At 70.5% G+C, this 20,070-nt stretch carries 25 protein-coding genes; 11 read left to right on the forward strand and 14 right to left on the reverse strand.

The genetic code is table 11. The features are described from left to right. Positions 1 to 107: 107 nt before the first annotated feature. Complete coding sequence (locus ACGFYY_RS28675; protein ID WP_393713706.1) at positions 108 to 365, reverse strand: hypothetical protein; 258 nt, start codon at positions 363 to 365, stop codon at positions 108 to 110. A gap of 224 nt (positions 366 to 589) precedes the next feature. On the opposite strand from ACGFYY_RS28675, the gene ACGFYY_RS28680 reads away from it, so the two are divergent. Together ACGFYY_RS28680 and ACGFYY_RS28685 are read left to right on the forward strand one after the other, a co-directional pair. Next, positions 590 to 922 carry a hypothetical protein gene (locus tag ACGFYY_RS28680; RefSeq protein ID WP_393713708.1) on the forward strand — a complete coding sequence of 111 codons (333 nt, stop codon included), beginning with the start codon at positions 590 to 592 and terminating at the stop codon, positions 920 to 922. A gap of 207 nt (positions 923 to 1,129) precedes the next feature. Beyond that, a complete protein-coding gene (locus ACGFYY_RS28685; RefSeq protein ID WP_393713710.1) occupies positions 1,130 to 1,903 on the forward strand; it encodes a hypothetical protein in 774 nt (257 codons plus the stop codon). A gap of 136 nt (positions 1,904 to 2,039) precedes the next feature. On the opposite strand, the gene ACGFYY_RS28690 is transcribed toward ACGFYY_RS28685, so the two are convergent. The 8 genes from ACGFYY_RS28690 to ACGFYY_RS28725 form a co-directional block, all read right to left on the reverse strand. Next, complete coding sequence (locus ACGFYY_RS28690) at positions 2,040 to 2,999, reverse strand: nucleoside hydrolase (protein WP_393713712.1); 960 nt, start codon at positions 2,997 to 2,999, stop codon at positions 2,040 to 2,042. Positions 3,000 to 3,586: 587 nt separating this feature from the next. After that, positions 3,587 to 3,907, reverse strand: coding sequence for a hypothetical protein (locus ACGFYY_RS28695; RefSeq protein ID WP_393713714.1), 321 nt, complete (start codon positions 3,905 to 3,907; stop codon positions 3,587 to 3,589). A 170-nt stretch (positions 3,908 to 4,077) separates the two neighbouring features. After that, positions 4,078 to 4,638: a hypothetical protein gene (locus ACGFYY_RS28700; protein WP_393713716.1), complete on the reverse strand. Its 561-nt coding sequence runs from the start codon at positions 4,636 to 4,638 to the stop codon at positions 4,078 to 4,080. Positions 4,639 to 4,794: 156 nt separating this feature from the next. Beyond that, entirely contained in the window at positions 4,795 to 5,100 is a 306-nt protein-coding gene (locus ACGFYY_RS28705; RefSeq protein WP_393713718.1) for a cupin domain-containing protein, read from the reverse strand. A 119-nt stretch (positions 5,101 to 5,219) separates the two neighbouring features. Beyond that, the gene (locus tag ACGFYY_RS28710; protein ID WP_393713720.1) at positions 5,220 to 5,846 is read right to left on the reverse strand and encodes a hypothetical protein; all 627 of its coding nucleotides are present in this window, start codon (positions 5,844 to 5,846) and stop codon (positions 5,220 to 5,222) included. A 301-nt stretch (positions 5,847 to 6,147) separates the two neighbouring features. Further along, positions 6,148 to 6,453 carry a hypothetical protein gene (locus ACGFYY_RS28715; RefSeq protein ID WP_393713722.1) on the reverse strand — a complete coding sequence of 102 codons (306 nt, stop codon included), beginning with the start codon at positions 6,451 to 6,453 and terminating at the stop codon, positions 6,148 to 6,150. Next, positions 6,446 to 6,736 (reverse strand): hypothetical protein, encoded by a 291-nt coding sequence (locus tag ACGFYY_RS28720; protein ID WP_393713724.1) that lies wholly within the window; start codon positions 6,734 to 6,736, stop codon positions 6,446 to 6,448. The genes ACGFYY_RS28715 and ACGFYY_RS28720 overlap by 8 nt, the downstream gene beginning before the upstream one ends. 155 nt (positions 6,737 to 6,891) lie before the next feature. After that, positions 6,892 to 7,878 (reverse strand): alpha/beta hydrolase family protein, encoded by a 987-nt coding sequence (locus ACGFYY_RS28725; RefSeq protein ID WP_393713726.1) that lies wholly within the window; start codon positions 7,876 to 7,878, stop codon positions 6,892 to 6,894. A gap of 183 nt (positions 7,879 to 8,061) precedes the next feature. On the opposite strand from ACGFYY_RS28725, the gene ACGFYY_RS28730 reads away from it, so the two are divergent. Both ACGFYY_RS28730 and ACGFYY_RS28735 read left to right on the forward strand, forming a co-directional pair. Further along, positions 8,062 to 8,658, forward strand: a complete 597-nt coding sequence (locus tag ACGFYY_RS28730; protein WP_393713728.1) for a TetR/AcrR family transcriptional regulator — start codon at positions 8,062 to 8,064, stop codon at positions 8,656 to 8,658. Between the two features lie 229 nt (positions 8,659 to 8,887). Next, positions 8,888 to 10,021 carry a DUF418 domain-containing protein gene (locus ACGFYY_RS28735; RefSeq protein ID WP_393713730.1) on the forward strand — a complete coding sequence of 378 codons (1,134 nt, stop codon included), beginning with the start codon at positions 8,888 to 8,890 and terminating at the stop codon, positions 10,019 to 10,021. Between the two features lie 81 nt (positions 10,022 to 10,102). On the opposite strand, the gene ACGFYY_RS28740 is transcribed toward ACGFYY_RS28735, so the two are convergent. Next, positions 10,103 to 10,669, reverse strand: a complete 567-nt coding sequence (locus ACGFYY_RS28740) for a DUF4291 domain-containing protein (RefSeq protein ID WP_393713731.1) — start codon at positions 10,667 to 10,669, stop codon at positions 10,103 to 10,105. Between the two features lie 369 nt (positions 10,670 to 11,038). Between ACGFYY_RS28740 and ACGFYY_RS28745 the strand changes: the two genes are divergently transcribed. Then, complete coding sequence (locus ACGFYY_RS28745; RefSeq protein ID WP_393713733.1) at positions 11,039 to 11,317, forward strand: hypothetical protein; 279 nt, start codon at positions 11,039 to 11,041, stop codon at positions 11,315 to 11,317. A gap of 24 nt (positions 11,318 to 11,341) precedes the next feature. Here ACGFYY_RS28745 and ACGFYY_RS28750 read toward each other — a convergent pair whose 3' ends face one another. Then, on the reverse strand, positions 11,342 to 11,902 hold the full coding sequence (locus tag ACGFYY_RS28750; RefSeq protein ID WP_393713735.1) for a GNAT family N-acetyltransferase: 561 nt from the start codon (positions 11,900 to 11,902) through the stop codon (positions 11,342 to 11,344). Between the two features lie 190 nt (positions 11,903 to 12,092). On the opposite strand from ACGFYY_RS28750, the gene ACGFYY_RS28755 reads away from it, so the two are divergent. Further along, entirely contained in the window at positions 12,093 to 12,974 is an 882-nt protein-coding gene (locus tag ACGFYY_RS28755) for a GNAT family N-acetyltransferase (RefSeq protein WP_393713737.1), read from the forward strand. Positions 12,975 to 13,107: 133 nt separating this feature from the next. On the opposite strand, the gene ACGFYY_RS28760 is transcribed toward ACGFYY_RS28755, so the two are convergent. Next, positions 13,108 to 13,767: a hypothetical protein gene (locus tag ACGFYY_RS28760; RefSeq protein ID WP_393713739.1), complete on the reverse strand. Its 660-nt coding sequence runs from the start codon at positions 13,765 to 13,767 to the stop codon at positions 13,108 to 13,110. A gap of 136 nt (positions 13,768 to 13,903) precedes the next feature. Here ACGFYY_RS28760 and ACGFYY_RS28765 point away from each other — a divergent pair, with 136 nt between their 5' ends. The 5 genes from ACGFYY_RS28765 (at position 13,904) to ACGFYY_RS28785 (ending at position 18,786) form a co-directional block, all read left to right on the forward strand. Continuing rightward, positions 13,904 to 14,893 carry a hypothetical protein gene (locus tag ACGFYY_RS28765; RefSeq protein WP_393713741.1) on the forward strand — a complete coding sequence of 330 codons (990 nt, stop codon included), beginning with the start codon at positions 13,904 to 13,906 and terminating at the stop codon, positions 14,891 to 14,893. 524 nt (positions 14,894 to 15,417) lie between these two features. Next, on the forward strand, positions 15,418 to 16,080 hold the full coding sequence (locus ACGFYY_RS28770) for a DedA family protein (RefSeq protein ID WP_393713743.1): 663 nt from the start codon (positions 15,418 to 15,420) through the stop codon (positions 16,078 to 16,080). A gap of 9 nt (positions 16,081 to 16,089) precedes the next feature. Continuing rightward, a complete protein-coding gene (locus tag ACGFYY_RS28775) occupies positions 16,090 to 17,298 on the forward strand; it encodes a sensor histidine kinase (RefSeq protein WP_393713745.1) in 1,209 nt (402 codons plus the stop codon). Continuing rightward, entirely contained in the window at positions 17,289 to 17,933 is a 645-nt protein-coding gene (locus tag ACGFYY_RS28780; protein ID WP_365268720.1) for a response regulator transcription factor, read from the forward strand. Before ACGFYY_RS28775 ends, ACGFYY_RS28780 begins: the two co-directional genes overlap by 10 nt. 202 nt (positions 17,934 to 18,135) lie before the next feature. Further along, positions 18,136 to 18,786, forward strand: a complete 651-nt coding sequence (locus ACGFYY_RS28785; protein ID WP_393713748.1) for a hypothetical protein — start codon at positions 18,136 to 18,138, stop codon at positions 18,784 to 18,786. A gap of 93 nt (positions 18,787 to 18,879) precedes the next feature. On the opposite strand, the gene ACGFYY_RS28790 is transcribed toward ACGFYY_RS28785, so the two are convergent. Both ACGFYY_RS28790 and ACGFYY_RS28795 read right to left on the reverse strand, forming a co-directional pair. After that, on the reverse strand, positions 18,880 to 19,461 hold the full coding sequence (locus ACGFYY_RS28790; protein WP_393713750.1) for a suppressor of fused domain protein: 582 nt from the start codon (positions 19,459 to 19,461) through the stop codon (positions 18,880 to 18,882). After that, a complete protein-coding gene (locus ACGFYY_RS28795; protein ID WP_393713752.1) occupies positions 19,428 to 19,859 on the reverse strand; it encodes a hypothetical protein in 432 nt (143 codons plus the stop codon). Before ACGFYY_RS28795 ends, ACGFYY_RS28790 begins: the two co-directional genes overlap by 34 nt. Positions 19,860 to 20,070 lie beyond the last annotated feature (211 nt).

The following is a 20,070-nucleotide window of genomic DNA, read 5'->3' on the forward strand; positions in this document are numbered from 1 at the left end:
TGCCGAGCGTCCGACCCCTGTCCGGGCATCCTGCCAGTGCGGGAGCGGGCACGGCGCGGCAATTTTACCGGGCGGCCGCGGCGCGGGTGCGGGGGGCCGAGCTCGTGTCAGTCGTCGACAGGGTCGGGCAGCCGCCTGAGTTCGAGCAGAGCCACCGAGATCTTCACCGCGGTGGAAATCGTCAGGGCTTGGAGGAACGGCATACCCATCAGCCACAGGGCCACCATCATGACCGTGAGCACCAAGAACGCCGGGATCAGATGGGTTCGCCTGATCGCGGTCCGCAGGTGACCGGCTCGGCTCCGATGCGGATCGTCCGTAGCGATCGGGCGCGTGGCGACGCCCTCCTCGTTGGTATGCGGCATGGGCGGCTGACCTTTCCTCGTGGGCTCGTCTGCGGAAACGAGCCTCGGGTCCCCCGGGGCGGACTGCCACTGCTGCCACCCGCCCCGCCGCCATCCGACGTACAGGTTCACCTCACCGGCCCAGGTGCGCGACGGCCCGCCCTCCGAGGTCCCGACGGCACCGGATGCGGACGCGCTCCCCCGAGGGGGCGGCTGCGGGTACGGGCCGAGTAGCCTTCCGGGTCATGATCATGAATCAGTGCCGTGCGGCGACGAAGAAGGGCGAACGGTGCCAGGTCGACGCGCGACCGTCGGGCTTGTGCCACGTACATGATCCGGTGGTGCGATGCCGGGTCCCGAACGCCAAGGGCAAGCCATGCGTGATCTCGACGGGCGGCGGTCCGTGCGACCGGCACGAGGGGCAACAACAGGCTTCCGTCGAGGCGGCCATGGACCTGGTCCGGCTCTACGATCCGACCAAAACCGGATCCCTCTTCCCGGCCGAGGAACCCCTCGGAGAGCCGGAGCAAACACCGTTGTCGCAGGCGTTCGTGGCCCGCACGATCAATCTCGGCTGAGCGGCCGACCAGTGCACGGGCGACCGCATCACGGGGCGCGGGGCAACTCCCGCGCTCACCCGCGATGTTGGCCGATGGCGACGAGGAGGGCCGCGGTCGGCCCGCCGAACCGAGGGCGAAATGCTCGACGTACGGGGTGCTGCCGTCGAACAGGGTTCGGGCGGGGGGAAGTGGGTCGATCGATCCACAGCGAAGGGGGACACGGACATGGCGGTACAACAGGCGATGGCCTTGGGGCGAGCCCGCGACGAGCGGCTGCGCGCCGTGGCCTGGGCGATGCTGGGCCTGGTGCTGCTGGTGCTCTCCGCTGGGGCGGGCAGCCTGATCAGCGGTGCGATAGCCGACGAGGAGGCGTTCCTGGCGGCCAGGCCGTGCGTCGAGACGGAGGCCTCGGCCTCCCGGGGGACGGAGGACTGCCTGCGGACGATCCGTGCCACCGTCCTCTCCGCCCAGAACGCGAAGAGCGGCCCCAAGGCCGTGGACGTCTTCCAGGTACGGCTGCGGGCCCCCGTTCCCGCGCCCGCCGATCAGCCGTTCAACCTTGATTCGAACGGCGATCTGGCGTACCTCGTCGAGCCCGGTGAAGAGGTGGAGGTCACCACGTGGCGAGACGTCCAGGTGTCCGTGCGCCAGGACGGGGTCGCCGAGACGCTCCCCGGACTGCCCGACGAGTCCACCATGTACGTCGGGCTCACGCTCGTCATCGTCTGGACGGCGGCCTTGGCCTTCATCGCCGCGTTCGGCAGTGCCCGCCGGGCCCGCTGCCACGCGTTGGGCCGCCCCGTCACTCCGCGGGTCGGCTTCGGCCGGCCGAAGGCGGTGGCGGGGGCGGGGGCGGTGGTCGTCGTCCCGCTCGCCGTGTCGTTCCTTTCCCTCACACTGTGGGACGCCTGGGCGGCGGCGGCCATGGCGGTGGTCATCTCGGCACTGGTCGCGGTCCCCACCACGTACGCCGCGCTGCGATGGGACCGCGACGAGTGAACCACCTTTCGGGCGCCGCCCGTCAAGCCGCGTGGCGGCCTCGGCGGCGGCCCGGGGCACGGTCGCCGGGCGGTGGACGGTCCGTCGCCGGCAGGAAGGCCGATCCCGGTACCGGCCCCGGTGACGGCGGCGGTCGTCAGGGGGATGTCGGTCCGTGGGTGCGCGCGCCGAGTGCCTCGACGGCGGCGACCATGCGGTCCCAGAACGCGTCGGTCTCCAAGGTCACGGCCACGCGCGCGTTGACCGGGCGGCCCGTGGAACGGTGCAGGTCCACCACGGTGGCGCCGCGCGTGTACCGGCCGTGCAACTCCACCGCCACCTCGGCGTCCACGCAGTGCACCAGCCCGGGATCGATGACCCGGGCCACCGCCACGGGGTCGTGCAGCGGCGGGCTGGGGAACCCCCACAACTCGCGGTACGTGGACCCGAAGTAGGTCAGCAGGTCCGCGCAGGTCTGCCCGAGGGGTGTGCCCAGGGCCACGAAGCGGGCCACCACCTCGGGTGTGGCCAGCGCCTGGTGGGTGACGTTGAGCCCGCACATGGTGACCGGCACACCCGAGCGGAAGACGATGTCGGCGGCCTCCGGATCGGTGAGGATGTTGAACTCGGCCGCCGGGGTCCGGTTTCCCCGCTCCGTCGAACCACCCATCAGGACGATCTCGTGGATGCGGGAGACGTCCTCCGGATACCGCCTCAGAAGCAGGGCGATGTTGGTCAGCGGCGCGGTGGGAACGAGGGTGACCGGCTGGGGGTGTTCGGCCAGCAGCCGGTGGATGAGGTCCACCGCGTGCTCCGGGACGACGTCCACCGTGGGGGCCGGGAACATCGGCCCGTCCAGTCCGCTGACCCCGTGCACGTCGGCGGCCACGCCGAGCGGCTGGACGAGCGGCCGGTCGCAACCTGCCGCGACGGGTACGTCCGTGATCCCCGCGACCGTGCAGACCCGGCGGGCGTTGAGCGTGGTCTTGTCGAGGGTCTGGTTTCCCGCGACCGTGGTGATGGCGAGCAGGTCCACCGCCGGGTCGGCGGCGGCCAGCATGATGGCGAGGGCGTCGTCATGTCCGGGATCGCAGTCGATGATGATCGGGACGGGCACGTCACTCCTGGCGCTGCGGGGCGTGGAGTTCCAGTGTGCCGCCGGGCCGGTGCCCTGACCACACCGCCTCGCCAGGACCGGGCGAGCACTTCGGCGGCGGGACGGTCAGGTCCCTGTCGGATACCGGTCGGCCCTCGGAGGCGGCGCCCTCCCGTGCCGCGGTGGGGCACGCCAGGGGTGGCCGAGGTGTCGCCACCCGGGTGGACGGTGTGGTCCCGCTGCGGCGGAACCACGCAAGGGCACCCGCCAGCAGTACGAAACCTCCCAGCAGCCAAGGCACCGGGCCTGGCCGGAGCACGCCGACGACCAGGCCGGTGAGGGCCCCCACCGACTGCGCGACGAGCGACTGGACGGACAGCGCGGTGGCCCGGCCCGTACGGGAGACACGGCGGTGGAGGATGTCGTTACTCCGACGCCCCGGTGACGGCCGCGGCGCGCCCCGGCGTGAGCAGTTCGATCGTGACCAGCGCGCTACCGGCCGCACCTGCTCCGAGGAACACCCGGCGGACCGACACGTCCCGACCGCCGAGGGGCCGCCACCTCGCCCGGAGGTGGCGGCCCTCACATTCTCGTCCACCCAGCGGGAGTTACTTGCTCTTGATGCTGCCGGTCCACTGTCCGGCGGCGCGCATCAGGGCGTCGTTGCTCATGACCTGGGTGCCGGGCATGGCCGCCATACCGATGTCGCCGGCCGGCGCCGCGCCGTTGTTCGAGCCGACGGTGTTGTCGCGGCCGGCGTTGAAGACGTCGTCACCGGCCACCTGGCTCAGGTCACCGAAGACGATGGAGTACGTGTTGCTGACCGGTGCGTAGATGGTGAAGGCGTCGTCGGCGGAGGCGGCGGACGCACCCGCCAGGAGGATGCCACCAGCGGCGAGAGCGGTCAGGGCGCAACGGATCGATCGCACGGGTACTGCCTTTCGTGGAGGGATGGTCGAGCAGTGCGAACGTAGGCCGCAGCGTCCTAAGGGTCCCCGAACCCGGCGCCGGACGGACCGAGTCCATCCGTACGGCGCAGCCGACCGGATGGACTCGGCCGTCCGGCCGACGCGTGCGGCTCCGCGTCAGGAGTGGGCGCTCAGCCGTGCAGGCCCCAGCTGTCGAGGCCGGAGTAGATGACGGCGGTCCGATAGTCAGGTCGGGAAAAGAACTCGGCCTGGCCGGTGTAGACCGCGATCAGCGAGTCCGTGCCTCGCCACCATCGATCGGCCAGCCCTTCCACTTCCGGAACCGGCTCGTAGGACCCGAGCTCCAGGGCGTCGACGTCATCCCCGGTCACCTTGGTGATCTGCTCGGCCCACATGGTCGCGTGATGGGCGAGCGCGACCGACTCGACCCATCCGTCGACGCTCGCGTGCAGGGGCACCCATCGCCATGTGCCGAGACCGAACTCGCCACGGGGGCCGATCATGAAGGAGTACGGGACCGCGGCCCGCTGATCTCCCGCCCAGAACCACCATCCGTCCGATGGCGCCGCCTCCGGAGTGTCGGGGCGGAACAGGGTCGGACCGCCGTTGTACGTCGGAGCCGGCGGCAGGACCACGCCACCCCAACGCTCCTCGAACGCCATGACCCTGTCGACGACGGTGTCAGGGATCCCGCGCTCCGACCAGCCCTCCCGGTACTGTGCGGCCCCCAAGCCTTCGAGCCGCAGCCCGTGGACCCTGACGAAATACTCGGCCCGCCGAGAGAGCCCGTCAGGCGCATGAGCGGGGTAGTTGTCCACCGGGTGGACACTACACAGCCAGGGCGGACGCGCGCTGAGCCATCGACTGCCGATCGAGGTGGAACGCGGTCACGCCCCGGGCTGCTCCACGATCACCAACGTGCCGTGGCTACCGGGACCGACAGCATGTCGGGCGCCCGCCGGCACGCGGTACATCTCGCCTGTCTCCACGGCGACCTCGATGCCCTCGACCAGCAGTTCCATCCGCCCGTCGAGCACCAACAGCACCTCGTCGGCCCCGTGTGCCTCTTCCTGGACCGGGCTGCCGTCCATGCGCAGGACTTTCACGCGGGCCGCCCCGACCTCACCCAAGGAGTAGGAGCTCCATGCGGCCGGCAGTGCGGCGGCCGTCTCCAGGACGTTGATCGAACCCATCTCATGCCTCCCCTCGGGCTGCTCCCGCCATGGCGCAAGCAGCCAGCACACATCACCTTCAACGGATGCCAAGAAGCTATCTGAGCAGGGACGATCGTCGGCCGACCGTTTGGTAAAGATCAGCCGGGCGACGCTTCGCCCGCAGCCGAGCGGCGACCGCCGAGGGAGGCGACCAGGGCGTCCGCCACGATCGACGCATCCGCATCGGCGACGTCCGTCGGGTATTCCGGCAGCAGATCGTCCCAGACCGGCAGCCAAGATCCGTAGAGCTGGGCCTGTCCCACGGGGCGGGCGAAGAACCAGATGTGCAGGTGGGCGCCCCCGTCTCCGATGCGGTAGACGTGGGCCCGCGCGATGTGCGGAAGGGCCTGTACGTGGCGGACGATGTGCGTGGACAGGACCCCCAGTTCGGCTGCCAGGGTGTCGGGGAGGTCAGCCATGTCATGGTGCTCCCGTGGATGCAACATGAGTACCAGCGGCACACCGACTCCCGTGATCCGGGTGAGCCGCCAACTGTCGTTGAGCCAGATCCCTTCGTCCCGGTCACGGCACGACCCGCAGTCCGATGGGTCCTCGCCGTGTCGCGGAGGCTCGGGCAGGACCGGAGGGCGCAGCGGTGCGACGCGCAATCCGTCCTGCTCGAACGGACTGATGTCCCACCCGGTCATGCGCGCGAGCGGGAGCCGACGCTCGTCATCCGCGGCGGCACGGGCGTGGTCGTAGAACTCTTCAGGTCGTAAAGCCATGATCCGAAGGGTAGTTCGACTTCAACTCCCGGCGGCACGCGCACGGATGTGCGGGAGCCGCGGCGAGGTGAGGGCCAGGGCGCGGCTTTCCGTCCCGCCGGCCATACGGTCGAGCCATCGGCGGCCGGTGCGGCGGCCCGTCACGGCGTCGTGCGGTGACGACCGCCAACTCCCTTGAGGAAAGGTTCGATACGGCGGCGGACATGGTGCTGCCGATTCGGTCGCCGTATGGCTAAGAGCGTTAGCCGTCAATCCTGAGGGGCGTGCCGCGCTCACTGGTGCAGCGTGGAACCTGATGCGTTCAGTACAGCAGGACGCGGGTCACGATCACCTGCGGCGGGACGGCGTCCTTGGCGATCACATACTCGACGATGCCCAAGGACCCATCCTCACCGAGCGGCAGAAGCCGGCATTCCGGCCAGTCCTCCACCACGGTGCTTCCGGCGACGAGCCCTCGGGTCTCGCCGATCTCCACCAGCGCGGTCACGACCGGCCCCATCGCCCACGGGGGCAGTGCCGGGTCGGTCATGAAGGCGGTGACGTCCTCCGACAGCACGCACGGCAGGCCGTCGGAGCCGTCGGAGCCGTCGGCGAAGGGCTCACTCAACGGGCAGTCCCGCAGCCCGCCGCCGGTCCAGCATGTCCTGCACGGCGATCGTCGCCATCGTGCCCGCGAGCGCGGACGCGACCCGGCGCTGCCGGCCCGGATCGGATTCGAGCATGGCGCGACCCCACCAGCGCAACAGCACGCCCTTGGCCTCCTCCGGCCGGGCGGCCAGGAGCTCGGCGTAGAACTCCTTCGCGGTCTCCGGCGTCAGCGCGTCGGCGATGCCCCTGGCATTGCGCGGCACTCGCTCCGGCTCGTGTCGGCGAATCGGCTGTGCGGTCATCGCCCGCCCCTTTCCTTCTCCTCAGAGTCTGCCCTGCCGACGCCCTCGCGGTCGACCGCCCGAGCCGGATCGGCACCTTCGACTCCGTCGCTCCAGTGGTCGTGGGGAGGGACCTCGGGCAAACCGGCGCAGTCGGCCGCGGCGCGCCGTGCTGGTCAAGCCGCCTCCTTGGATTCGACCCGGCCGATCGGTTCAGGGCCGCCCGTCAGTGCCTCTCGAGCCGCTTGCCAGGAGGGGTCACCGGGCCAGAGCGCCGTGCGGAGGTAGGCCAGGGTGAGTCGCGCGACGGCGGCGACTCGTTCGGGGTTCTCGTCCGTGGTCTCGGCGACGTCGTAGCCGGAGACCCCGCCGAGCCCGTGCTCCGCCTCGAAGAGGGTGAGCAGGGACTTGGGGCCCGGGGCGAGGGTGTAGGGATCGGTGTGCCAGTCCGGGCCTCGGACGGTCAGGAAGGCGGATTCGTCCTTGTCGCCGGCGACGACGAGGGCGGGCGTCGTCATCGAGGAGAAGTCCGTGGTCAGGAAGAAGGAGTAGTTCTCGACCGTGAACTCGGTGAGGGCGTCGCCGCCTCGGCCCGGCGCGGCCAGCAGCACGCCCGCCTTGATCCGGGGATCGGCCAGGTCCACCGTCGTCCCGTCGTGGGGATCGGTGAGCCGGGCGCCCAGGAGCAGGCTCGCGGTGTGCCCGCCCATCGAGTGCCCGGCCACGGCGACCTTGTTCCGCTCCAGACGTCCGGCGAGCTGCGGGACGGCCGCCTCGACGGCGTCGAGCTGGTCGAGGATACGGGTCATGTCCTCGGCCCGGCTGCGCCAGTGAGGGATCGCCCCGGGGGTGGCGGGGCCCAGGCTCAGCGTCCGGGAGTCCAGGTGGGTGGGCTGGATCACGACGAAGCCGTACGCCGCCCAGAAGTCGGCGAGGGGGGCGTAACCCTTCAGCGAGGAGAGGTTGTTGGAGAAGCCGAGACCGTGGGAGAGGAGAATGACGGGCAGCTCGGTCCCGGACACCGGGGCGGAGATGCGCACCTGAAGGTCCACAACTCGGCCGGGAGCCGGCAGCACGACCGGACTGACGGAGATGACGGGAGTGGGCGAGCCCAGGATGTCGGCCATGTCGGCTATGTCTGCCATGTGAGTCGATGCGGTCATCACACGCGTTTCCCTTCGATGGCCTCGGCGACCGGACTCGTGGAGCCGGGCGCGGGCGAGGCGGGGCAGGAGTGGGCCGCGGCTTCAGCTATCCTGAAAACGGAGCGCGGTTCCGCTTCAACGATACGGAGCAACGTTCCGTTTCGTCAACGGTCGTCGGAAGATGCCGGGAAGGAGAGCGCCGTGCCCACTGCCGGCGAGCCCAGAGGATCGTCAGCGCGCAGCAAGCGGGCCGACGCGGTGCGCAATCAGCAGACGCTGCTCGATGCCGCAGCCGAGGTGTTCGTGACCTCGGGAGTAGACGCACCGATCCGCCAGATCGCCGCCCGCGCGGGCGTCGGGATGGGGACGATCTACCGCCACTTCCCCACCCGGGCGGATCTCGTCGTCGCCGTCTACCGCCACCAGGTGGAGGCGTGCGCCGAGGCCGGCCCGAACCTGCTGGCCGCCGCCGGCTCGCCGATCGAGGCACTCCGCCAGTGGGTGGACCTCTTCGTCGACTTTCTGGTCACCAAGCACGGACTCGCGGGCGCGCTGCAATCGGAAGGCAGCGGCTTCGAGGCACTCCACGCCTACTTCCTCGACCGCCTGGTCCCCGTCTGTGCGCAACTCCTCGAGGCCGCGGTCGACGCCGGCGAGATCCGGGCCGGCACGCACGCCTACGAGCTGATGCGCGGCATCGGCAACCTCTGTATCGGACACGACAGCGATCCCCGCTACGACCCCCGCCGATTGATCGAACTGCTCCTCCAGGGACTACGCCAACCGCAGTCCCCCTGATGCGGGCAGTACGCGACGGCCTCTTCGGAGGAACGCCGCCCGAATTCCGCCCGAGAACCGCTCGACCACGCTGCTCACTCAGAGGGGCCGGGGGAAAGGGGCAGGAGCCCCGTGTCCCCGCACCCATGACCACCCGGGGGAAGAAGTAGTGCCTACAACGGCTGCGCGTACACAAGGAGACCGACCGGCACGAATACCGGAGGTCGACGCCCTGCGTGGCTTCGCACTCATGGGCATTCTCCTGGTCAACGCGCTGATGATGGCCGATCCGTACGGCCTCGGAGCCGTCATCGATCCGGGGGCCACTTCACTTGACCGGACCGTCGAGGGTGTCGTCCTGACCCTCGCGGTCGGCAAGTTCTACCTGATGTTCTCGTTCCTCTTCGGCTACAGCTTCACCCTTCAGCTGGCTTCCGCGGAACGCGTCGGAGCGAGCGCCGTTCCCCGGTTGCTGCGCCGCTCACTCGGACTGTTCGTCCTGGGCGTCGCGCACGCCGTACTCCTGTACACCGGCGACATCCTCATCACGTACGCGGTGCTCGGCCTGATCCTCATCGCGGCACGCAACCGCACGCCCGGCGCGGCACTCCGCGCCGCCCGAATCCTGTACGGATGCTTCAGCGCCTTCCTTCTCCTCGTCGGCCTGGGGACCGTGCTCATGCCGGATGCCGAAGCGGACGCCGAACTCGCGGGAGGCTTGACCGAACTCGTCGCCGCCTACCGCGGCGACGCATCGTCCGTCGTGCGGGCCAACCTCGGCCTGCTGCCCGGCCAACTCCTCGCCGCGCTGCTGATGAGCGGATTCGTGATGACCGCCTTCCTGGTCGGGCTGCACTGCGGCAAGCGGCGTCTGCTCGCCGACACGGGGACCCGCCGTGCACAGATGCGCCGCATCTTCCGCCTCGGTGCGGCCGTCGGCCTGCCCGGCAGCCTTTTCATGGCGATGGCCGTCAGCGGCCCGCTCGGTCCGCGATGGTCGATCTTCGGCACCATGGTGGGAACGGTCACGGCCCCCGCCCTCACCGCCTCATACATCTGCGGAATGCTCCTGCTCATGCAAACCGCCCGGGGCGCGCGGATCGCAGCGGTCTTCGTCCCTGCGGGCCGGATGGCCCTGACGAACTACCTGAGCCAGTCCCTGATCATGGCCCTTGTCTTCACCGGTTACGGGCTGGCCTTGTACGACCGCCTCAGCCCGGCCGTCGTCGTCCTCGGTTCACTCGTGCTCTATGCCGGTCAACTCGCCTTCAGCAGATGGCTGACGGCGCGGTACCGGTACGCCCCGGTCGAATGGCTGCTCCGCACGGTCACCCTCGCGCGACTCCCCCACGAGCGCCGTGACCAGCCGACAGCTTCACGGTGACGCCCCCAGGCCGTCTCTTCCCGCAACAGCGGGCGAGCCTGTCCACCCAGGGCTGCTGCCTCCGATCTCCGGAGGCGGCAGTCACCCCCCTGAGGAGAGGCGGTCCTCCAGTGCGCGGGGCAGCGTATAGGCGCGCTCGGCGGGAAGCAGCCGCTGGGCTTTCGCGGAATGCCCAGCCTGTATCAGGGAAGCAGCCTTGCGGACCTGCGGGGTGAGGTCGGTGAGACTCACGATCCAGTCGTCGGTGAACGTGCGAATCCGATGGCGGCCGATGCCGACCTGGATGCTGTAGTGGTTGAGCGCCGCCCCGCGCGGCGAGCGCTCCGGGTCCCACTGGACATGCACGGCCGCCTCGGCGAGGGTCGCGGGGTCTGCGGTCGTGAGCACCGCCTGGGACAGGGCCTCCTCCCAGCCCTCCCGCGTCATCCGCACGGCGAGAACGCGCTCCTGACCGGGTTTGCGGGCCCAGTTGCTGCGGTGCATCAGCCACATGAACGACGGCTTGATCCACGTCATCCTGTGGAATGAGAACGGCGCAACGAAGCGGCCTGCCCGCAGTGCCGCATCGGCGATGGCAGGTGCGTACGCCTGGTAGACCACGATCGTGCGAGCATCGTAGTCGGCACGAATCTGATACTGGGGCGCCATGCGCCGCACCCTGCCATCCGCCCCATGAGCTCGCGAGCCGTTTTCTCGCACCGGCCGCGCAGCCGGTTGCGAAAGTGCCGGTCACAGCGCCTCGTTGAGGACCGCAACGAGGGCGGTGGTGTCGTAGCGGACGGCGAGTTCTCGTCAAGTGTGGCCGACGGCGAACTGAGGCTGTGCGCGCCCGTCGTCAGTGGCTCGACGGCGGGCGACCAACACACCGGGCAGGATCGGCCACCGGGAAACCCGCCGCGACACGCTCGACCAGGCGCGACTCGCCGCGCTCGTCGATCTCGGCGTCGACCGGGCGGGACAGGTGAGGGAGCTGAAACTCGTGGAGCCCGCGGACGATCTTTTGAGAAGATCCCCACCATGCCGAGTCCCACCGCAGAAGAGCTGCTCTCCTCCATCGGAGGATTGTCCCCCGAGCTGGCGCAGCGGGCCGCCGACCGCATCGATGAATGCAGAGCACTGCTCGAGGCAGACACCGACATGGACGCGGTCCAGCAGCACCTGAAAGACCAGGGTGTCCCCCTCATGATCGCAGTGCTCATCACCACCAGACTGATCGGCGACCACCCCAGCAGACTGAAGGCTGCACGAGAGATCGTCGAATGCAGCCCAGCACGCACCCGGACAACAGCGCACTGAGCAGACCAGCGCTCGTCGAGTTCCTCAGTCGAGTTCGCCCATCGCGTGCAGTCGTGCGAACTCGTCGGCGAGCATGCCCATCAGGACGAGGTCGTGGTGTCGACCGGCGAAGAACACGTGATCACGGAGGCGACCCTCTTCGACGAAACCGAGCCGTCGATGAAGTGCCAACGACGCCTCGTTGTGGGCGAAGATTCGCGCCCCGCACTTGTGATAGCGCCGCTCGGCGAACATGAAGCGCAGCAACATCACCACGGCTTCCGCCGCGTATCCCTTGCGTCGATGGTCGGCCCCCATCGTGACGCCGTACTCGAACCAGCCCGCACGTGGATCAGCGTGGTGCGAGCCGACAGCACCGACCGTCTCCCCCGTGTCGACGGCTTCGATGGCCAACCCGAAGCAGTCGCCGTCGGACTTGGCCGCGGCCTGCTCCTTCGCCCAGTCACGGAAGCTCTCGGCGGAACGTGGTGGGTGCAGCACGTCTCCCAACCGCTCCTCGTCGACGGCGAAGCGCATGAACGCCGTCCAGTCGTCGGGCTCGATACCGCGCAGGCGTACCCGGTCGCCGGTCCAGAACGATGTCATCCCCTATTCGATCACGCCGCAGCGTGTCCTCGTTAACCCTTTGCCGAGGAGCCGATGGGCCGGATAGGTTCTCCCCGCCGCCCGATGCCGTTCGGAGCGGTCGACGAGGAGGTGTGGAGCACATGCGCAGGATTGCCCAGCAGTTGAGTCCGCGTACTGACCTTGGCCACTTCCTCACGACGGAGACACCTTGTCGTCTCGCATCACCCCACTGACCGACCCCGCTCACGGCCCGAACAGCCGGCGTCTTGCATGGCTGGCGTCCGATGCCGATTCCATCCCCATCGGAACAGCCTTCCTGCGCCTGTTCAACAGTCCCGAACAGGAGCACCTGGCCGAGCTGACCCTCGGTGTCCATCCCGCGGAACGACGCAAGCGCGTCGGTTCCCGGCTCCTCGACGCCGCCGTGGCCGCCGCCCGGGCCGATGCCCGACGTTGTGTCATCGCGCAGGCCGAGGCCGACTCTCCAGGCGACCACTTCCTGCCGACGCGCGGTTTCCGGAAGGTCCTCACCCTCAGGTTCTCCCGCTTGCCGCTGGCCGACGTGGACACCACCGCCCTCGCCCGCATCGTCGAGCGTCCGCATGCCGGCTACCGGCTGATGTCATGGCACGGAACCGTGCCCGACGACCTCGCCGAGACGTTCGCCGACTCGCGTCGCGCCATGGACGACATGCCCATGGACGACACCGACTACGGCACGGTGGCTTGGGACGTGGACCGTGTCCGAGCCGCGGCGAAGGCTGTCGAAGAGCGTGGCGACCACCTGCACACCGTCGTCGCCCTCGCCGCCTCCGACGAGTCGATCGTCGGGTTCACCGAGCTGGTCGTCCCCGGCGATGGCAGAGGTGATGGCCAGCACTACGGCACCGGCGTATTGCCCGAGCACCGTGGACACGGCCTCGGTCGGTGGATGAAGGCCGAGTCGATCCGACACGCCCATGAGCGCTATCCGGAGCTCGGCGGCCTCCTGACCGACACCGCCGCCGGCAACACGCACATGAGACAGATCAACGACAGTCTCGGCTACACCCCCACTCACACGACACACCAGTACCAACTCGACCTTTAGCGGCGGGCGGACGGTCGGGACCTGGACGTCACTGGGTCCAGGTCCCGACCGTCCATGCTCTGGATACGAGACGTGAAGGGGAAGCACCTTGGCGCGTTCGGGCCGCGCCCTGGCCCGGACGGGCCCGCCACGCTCACCGAGGCTGCTGGTCCGGTGCGGCTGGACGCGGGCCGCCGGATGAGTTCGCGGGGCTGCGGCCGGCGAGCCAGACGGCGATCCGCTCCCGCAACTCCTCGTTGCGGGGGTGGTCCCACTGCGCGTACCACTCCAGGTCCCGCAGGACGTTCTCCGAGCGATCCGGACGGCTCACCGCGGTCACATCGACACCGATCTCGCCCGTCGAGCAACTGAGGTACACGCTGCTGTCGAGCGCCATCATGCCGAAGCCCGGGTGCCCCGCGTGGACACCGAGAAACGACGCCGCGCCCCGGCCCATGATGTCCCAGCGGTCCAAGAGGCGGACCCGGGTCCAGGCCGTCGGCGGGGGGCGGTGGCTCCAGTGCATGTCGTGCAGCCAGAACGCGCTCGTCATGGTGTCGCGAGGGAGCATGACGAGGAACTCTCGCCGGTGGTCGAGCAGCCCCGTCGAGACCGCCAGGTCGTACCAGTCCTCGTTGAGGCGCTTGACGAGCCGCGGGGTGGTGTACGGGTGCGAGAAACCGCCGACGACGTCCTCGCGGCCGTACCCGAGGACGATCGGCATCGTGCCTGCCGGCACCGCGTCCGGGATCACCTCGAGGCCGGCCCGCCGCAGTGGCCGGTACATCTTGCGTTCGCGCTCCTGGATCCCCACATCACTGTTCTACCAGGGCCCCCGCGCCGAAGTGGCCGTGGCCTCGTCGCCGAGGCGCGGCCGGCAGGGAGCTGAAGGCGTCGGCCCGAGCGACCCGACACCCGGGAGAAGCGGTGGCGTGTGCTGGGATACGAGCATGAGGGGACTTCTGTATGCCGAGATCGATGTGGAGTGGCCCGAGCCGGCCGTCTATCAGGAGGTTACGCGCGCGTGGCTGGACGGCGGGTTCACCGCCTTGGCGGGCGGGCACCGACGGGCGCTGGAGACCGAACCGAAACTGCCCCCGGAGGCGATGCGCAGCAACATCCCCTGCGGGCCGCCCCACGCCGCCTGGGGGTTCGTCTCGATAGCCCGGCACGACGGTCGGCAGCTGCGCAGGTCGGCCCGGGTCATCTCCCCCCGGAGCATGTCGTGGTTCCTGAACCAACTGGCCGATCCCCCGCGTACCGCCACGATCGACCTCTCCGTGCTGGATGAACGCGGCTACCCGGGCACCAACGTGCTGCGGCTCAAGGTCGACCGGCCGGAGGCCCAGGACTGGCCCGAGGCCATCGATTGGGCGGTGTTGTCGTGCGAGATTCCCGAGAGGGATCTGGTGGACCCTGCGCGGCAGGAGGTCGTGATGAGCTTCCTCCGCAACGTCGGTGAAGGTCTGGACCCCTCGTTCGCCCACATCACCTACCACGACGGGCTGGGAAAGACGGGCCTCGAGCGGACCCTCGGTCCGCCGTGGAAGTTCCCCAGGGAGACGATCCCGACCAGCCGTCAGGCACTGCGCGGATACGAGTGGTGGACGATCTGCCCGAAGGAACTGGTCGACGCCGTCGGCGGTGCCGACGCCCTGCGCGCCGGCGGCGCCTTCCACGAAGTGGTCCAGCTGCCGTCGGGCGCCTTGTGGCTCCAGGCGACGGAACACTACCGAGACTACGGCCCCGATGCCTACACGGCCGTGTTCCACGCGCTGGCCCCAGCGCTCCCACCAGGGACACCGAAACATTTCGACAGGGGCGAGAGCGAACCGGCGGAGCGGGTCGTCCACCTCGATGCGGACTCCGTCCGCCGCTCGCCGATGCCGGACCGCACCGAACCCGAGACCCTCCGAGGGATCGGTACACCGTCGAACTGACCCCCTCCCGCCGGTAGAGGCCGGGCCGCCTTCCCACTGCGCAACGCGGCGGTGGTGGTGGTCCGATCCGACCGGCCTCGCCGAAAGGGCGCAGGGCGCCCCCCTCAGGCGAGAGGCAGAGGCCTACTGGGGCCGCTACCGCCGTACGGGAACTGCTGCTCGGGCCACGGCAGTTGGAGGCCGCAGCGAGCCCGGATCCCGCGGATCCTGCGCTCAGCCGCAGGAACCGATCATGGTCGGTAGGGCTCCGGACCGCATCGGCGGAGTCGGAGGGCTGCCTGGGCTCCGGTCGCTCCAGCAGCCGCCCGGCACCCGGGGCCCCCGCCGGCAGGCCGATGGTCGCCGCGCCCCGCCGCTCCTCACCGCTCCTCACCGCTCCTCACCGCTCCTCACCGCGCCCCTGCGGTTTTCCGCAGGGGCGCCGGGCGGGAACGCGCATACCGGCCGCGAGCTGCGGTTCCTAGGTTGGGGAGGGTCGTCCGGCGGGTCCGCCGGGGGACCTTCCCCTGAGACCTGGAGGGCTCATGACCCCGTTCTCGACCACTCTCGCCCAGGAGCCCGCCGGCGGCATCGCCGGTTGGGCGGCCGACCTCGTCGACACGCTCGGCGGGCCGGGCGCGGGCCTCGCCATCGCCCTGGAGAATCTGTTCCCGCCGCTGCCGAGCGAGGTGATCCTGCCGTTGACCGGCTTCGCCGCCGGGCAGGGCGTGCTGAGCCTCGCCTCCGCCCTGTTCTGGACGACGCTGGGTTCGGTCGTGGGCGCGCTGGCGCTGTACGGGATCGGGGCGCTCTTCGGTCGGGAGCGGATGCACGCGCTGTGGGCGCGGCTGCCGCTGGTGAAGGTCTCGGACCTGGAGCGGACCGAGGCGTGGTTCGGGCGGCACGGCACGAAGGCGGTGCTCCTGGGCCGGATGGTGCCGATCTTCCGCAGCCTGATCTCGGTGCCGGCCGGGGTGGAGCGGATGCCGGTCCCTCTCTTCCTCCTGCTCACCACCGTGGGCAGCCTGGCCTGGAACAGCGTCCTGGTCCTCGCCGGCTACGCCCTCGGAGACCGCTGGGAGTTGGTCGAGTCGTACGTGGGCCTGGCCTCCAAGGCCGTCGTCGTCCTGGTCCTCGCGGCCGGCGCGACCTGGCTGACGGTACGGCTCCGGTCCCGCGGGGCGGCCGCCCGTCACCGGCGCGCATAGGGTGGGGTCGTGAGCGGGGGCGAACGGGGCGAACGGGTCGGCGCGGGAACGCGGTCGGCGGTCCGGCGGACGGTGGGGGTGCTCGCCGGATGCCTGACGGCGCCGACCGGCCTGCTGTACCTGCTGCTCGCCGGGGTGCCGCTCGGCGCCTTCCTCCTGTGGCCGCGCACGCGACCGTACGCCCTCAGGGTCTTCGGCTCCGGCGCCCGGCGGCTCGTCGAGGTGGAGCGCAGGCGGCGGACCTTTTTCTTCGGCGACCGGTTCCCAGAGACGTACGGGATGTGCGGGACGTACGAGACGTACGAGACGTACGGGGGCGAGGGCGTGGTCCGGTATCTGGCGGTCCGGTCCTGGTCGGGGCTCATGTGCGGGGTGGTCCTGGCGCTGCTCGGCTTCGGCCTGGCGCTGGCGGGGCTGCTGGCCGGCGGGGTGGTGCGCGGGACCATCGGGGCCGCGGAGCTGCTGACGCAGCTGGTCCTCGGGGGCGTCCTGCTGTTCCTCGGTCTTCAGGGGCTGTTCGCGCTGACCGCGCTCGACGCCCGGCTGGCCCGGGAGTACTTCGGGCCGTCGGAGCGGGAGCTGCTGCGGCGCCGGATCGACGAACTCTCGGTCAGCCGCGCCGCCGTCGTGCGGGCGGTGGACGTGGAGCGGCGGCGGATCGAACGGGACCTCCACGACGGGGTGCAGCAGCGGCTCGTGGCGCTCGCGATGCTCATCGGACGGGCGCGCCGGGGCGGCGGGCGGGATCCGGAGCGGGCGGCGGAGCTGCTGGGGCAGGCGCACCGCGAGGCCCAGGAGGTGCTGGCCGAACTGCGGGAGGTGGCCTGGCGGGTGTACCCGTCGGCGCTGGACAGCCTCGGCCTGGAAGAGGCGCTCGGCGGGGTGGCGCAGCGGTGCGGGCTGCCGCTGCGGATCGCGTACGAGGTGGCGGGCCCGCTCCCCCGCCCGGTGGTGACGGCCGCGTACTTCGTCGTCTCCGAGGCCGTCACGAACGCGGCCAAGCACTCCGCCGCCTCGGCCGTCTCGGTGCGGGTCGCGGGGCCGCCCGGCGGCCCGCTCACCGTGCGGATCGAGGACGACGGCCGGGGCGGCGCGGATCCGGCGGGCAGCGGCCTGACCGGGCTGCGCGGACGGGTCGCCGCGCTCGACGGCGCCCTGCGCATCGACAGCCCCCTCGGGGGACCCACCACCATCGTCGCGGAGCTGCCGTGCGTGTGATCCTGGCCGAGGACTCGACCCTGCTGCGGGAGGGCCTGGCCCGACTCCTCGTGGAAGAGGGGCACGAGGTCGTCGGGGCGTACGGCGACGCGGTGACGCTGGTCGCCGAGACGGAGACGCTCCGCCCCGACGTGGCCGTCGTGGACATCCGGATGCCGCCGACCCACACCGACGAGGGGCTGCGGGCGGCCGTCGAGATCCGCGAACGGCTGCCGGGGACCGGCGTCCTGGTCCTCTCCCAGCACGTCGAACGGAGCTACGCGGCCCGGCTGCTCGCGGCCGGCGCGGAGCGGGTCGGCTACCTGCTGAAGGACCGGGTGGCACAGGTCGAGGAGTTCCTCGACGCGCTGGAGCGGATCCACGCGGGCGGCGCGGCGATCGACCCGGAGGTCGTCCGGCAGCTGGTGATGCGCAGCGCGCACGCCGACCCGTTGGCCCGGCTGACCCCACGCGAGCGGGAGGTGCTCCAGGTGCTCGCGGAGGGGTGCACGAACACGGCCATCGCGCGGCGGCTGCACCTCTCGCTGAGCGCGGTGGAGAAGCACCTCAACTCGGTTTTCGACAAGCTGGAGTTGCGCGGGACCGAGGGCCACAGCCCCCGGATCCTCGCGGTGCTGCGGTATCTGGAGGCCTGAGGGCGTCCCGTATCGGTCCGGGGCGGCGTCAGGTCTTCGCTCGGTGATCGGGCACGACCCAGGTCCAGCGCGTCGTCACGGCCCGCCGGATACGCGGTCTTCCGGTGCATGGCCCGGCCGTGTGTCTTCCGATCGTCGGCACACCCCCTAGGCTGTGCGCCGATCGGCCCCACCGCGCGGGGCCCAGGGGGCGGGGAACAGGATGTCCGTAGAACGTCACATAGCGGGGATGCTCCAGCAGATCGCCCGTCAGCAGGACATCGTCGAGATCGCCCCCCAGGGCACCGCGCCGAAGGCGGCCGCCCTGGCATACGTGGCGGAACAGTACGGCTACACGTACGGGATGGCGTACAGGACCGGGTTCAAGAACTCCCTCGTCCAGGTCCGGATGTACCGGGACCCGCGGCCCGACGCGCGCGTCCGCGAGGCGGCCACCCTCACCGCCCATCCGCAGGCGGGCAACGGCGGGACGGTGCCCGGGTTGGGGCACAATTCGCTGACGCCGCTCCCCGATGCGGTCGGTGCCGTGGCTGTGCTGAAGGACCTCATCACCTTCGACGTCATGGCTCTGTACGTGGCCGATCGGAGCCAGAAGGTCGTGGTCTATCTCGCCTGCGCGGTGCTGACCGCACTCCTGCTCATCGACAAATCGCCGGTCGAAGCGCTCACCTCCGGCGGGGCGGCTGCCGTGCTCTCCACCGTGGCGTTCAACGTGGGCGCCTACCGCCGCAGGAAGATCGCACAACGGCTGACCGCGGCCGGATTCTTCGCGGTGCGCGACGAACGAGGGGACCAGCGGTTCCTGCGCCCCGGGCAGCAGTTGCCCGGCCACGCCAACCCGTTCGCCGCCTGAGGCCGCCCGGGCGACGAAGTAGCCCCAGAAATCGCCCAGGTGCTCACGCCCGTGGACGAAGGTACCTCCAGAGGCGCGCTGATGACATCGCCCTCAGGCGACGGATGCGCGCAGCGGATCGGTCGGGATGATCGCCTGCTCGTCGAAGAGCTGCTCAAGGGCTTCGTGGCCGTGCTCCCGGCGGTACGCCATCTCGGCGGCGGTAACCGGCAGAAGCCAGAGGATGCGGGCATGGCCGTCCGGCAGCGGGCACTGTTCCAGGTCCGGGCCGTGCAGGTAGGGGAGGCTGATCATGAGGTGGTCACATGGTGACCCGGGCAGCCACGGCTCGCCTATGGGCAAACTGTGGCCGATGTCGAGGTGATGGCTCGCGTGGTAATACGAGGTCATGGCCAGGAGATCGGCCAACCGCTCGTCACGGACGGGTCCGGAGAGGACGAATTCGAGGCCATGGCCGTTGGCCGCGGACGCGGACCAGCAGCCGGCGGTGACGTAGGTCCAACTGTCGGCGCGGGGCCCTGGACCGACCGTGAGGATCCGCAGATCTGGGACTGCTCCCCTGCGGCCGACGCCGAGGTCGTAGTCATCGACGGTGACCACGTGGCCGGCGAAAAAGCCGCGGACGTGGGTCTCGACGTCGGCTATCGCCTGCTCTCTGCGCCGGCTCGTGAACATGGTGGAGAGGATCTCACAGCGGGCACGGAGCTTTGCCGCAGGCGGGGGTGGACGCGGTGGGGGTGGCGGGTGTCGGCGGCGATCCGGATCAGGAACGGCACGGCAAGTGCGGCGGCGGCCCGCATGTCGTCCGCGCACATCCCGCCCACCACGCCCGCTCCGCTGCGACCGGCCGAGTCACCGGTACGCAGCAGGTGAACGGCCTCCCTGACCCGACCCCCTTGCGGGAAGCTCTGCCAAGGGACCTCGTCCAGCAGGAACCCGTTCTTCGCCTCGATCCGGAGCCCGCCCACCACTGCCCGCACGTCGAACGGCCCGCCCGCGAACGAGGAGAGATCCGCCCCGTCCGCCGGCGCCCGGCACATCGCGAACGTCGGATCGGTCCGCCGATCGCTCACTTCACACCACCCCCACGTCACGTCCGGTCGACGCCGGCCAGGCCCGCGCGGACCGGGGAAGCCGCAGGTCGATCCACGGGATGAGCACGACGGTCTCGATCGACCTGGCACCGAGTTCCAGCGCCCGATGGAGCCCACGCGCATAGAGCCCTTCCCCGAGGCCCGGTCCGCGGTCACCGACCCTACCCCGAGGCCGCCTGATGATCCCCGG

Source organism: Streptomyces sp. NPDC048331, assembly GCF_043201215.1.
Lineage (GTDB): Bacteria > Actinomycetota > Actinomycetes > Streptomycetales > Streptomycetaceae > Streptomyces.